Source organism: Pseudomonas sp. KCJK8993, from assembly GCF_046230915.1.
Lineage (GTDB): Bacteria > Pseudomonadota > Gammaproteobacteria > Pseudomonadales > Pseudomonadaceae > Aquipseudomonas > Aquipseudomonas piscis.
This window is the reverse complement of the sequence record NZ_JBJJLO010000250.1, coordinates 1-1,047: the sequence shown is the minus strand read 5'-3', so window position 1 is coordinate 1,047 and position 1,047 is coordinate 1. Positions and strand designations below refer to the sequence as shown.

Genomic DNA, 1,047 nt, shown 5'->3' with positions numbered 1-1,047 from the left:
CGCCACTGCCCATTGGCTCGCGGCTTGCGCATGCCGGGCCTTGAAGAACGCCAGCTGTGGCAGTGGGCTGGCCAGCAGGCGCTCCAGCAGCGCCATGGCCTGTGGTGCTTCGATCGAGCCGATCCCGGCCGCCTCCATGCGCTGCCGATAGCTGGCCTTGGCCACTATGCCGACACTGCCCCAATAGCCCCAGTTTATGATCTTCACCGGGTATGGCCGCTCCCGCAGGCCCAGGGCAAAAGCATCGGCGTAGCAGCAACCGGCGGCGTAGTTGGCCTGGCCCGGGGCGCGGATGAAGCTTTGCATCGATGAGAAAAACAGCATGAAATCCAGGTCTTGCCGGCCGAACACCGCATCGAGGTTCTCGCTGGTGGCCGCCTTGGCCCGTAGCGCGGCATCGAATACCCCGGGGGCCATCTGCGCCACGCCGCGATCCTCCAGCACGATGGCGGCGTGCACCACGCCATGCACCGCGCCATAACGGCGGCGAACGGTTTGCTCGGCGGCTTCCAGCGCCGCTCGGTCGTTGGCGTCCGCCCGCAGGTAGAGCGGCGTGGGGCCGAGGCTGCCCAGGCGCGCCCGTTGCGCCTCGATCACCGCATCGGCCTCACGGCGGCCCAGCCATATCACCTGGGCCTGGTAGCGACGGATCAGGTATTCACTGAAGACCGTGCCCAGGCCGCCGGCACCACCGAGGATCAGGTAGACCCCCCGTTCGCGCAGCGCACTGCCGCCGACGTCCGGCAGTGCGCAGGGCACCAGGCGCTGGCGATACCATTGGCCGTCGCGCAGGGCCAGGGTTTCCCCCGGCAGTTCTGGCACATCCGGGCCAGCCTGCGCCGAAGGCCAGGGGGCCTGGCCGGCGAGGTCGAGCACGCGCACCTGCCAATGGCTATATTCCTTGGCCACCGAACCCATCAGCCCGTGGACACTGGCCTGTTCTGGATCGCCGGTTTCTGCGGCCAGAACCGGCAGCGCCTGGCGGGTGACCACCGTCAACGCCAGGGGCCGGCTACCGTAGTCCAGGGCCAAAAGCGCCTGGACCAG

1 protein-coding gene is annotated in these 1,047 nt (G+C 68.6%); it reads right to left on the bottom strand.

Annotated elements, in window-relative coordinates:
• Positions 1-1,047, bottom strand: a 1,047-nt coding sequence (locus tag ACK6AU_RS32000; protein WP_409303774.1) for an SDR family NAD(P)-dependent oxidoreductase, incomplete at both ends; no start/stop codon positions are given.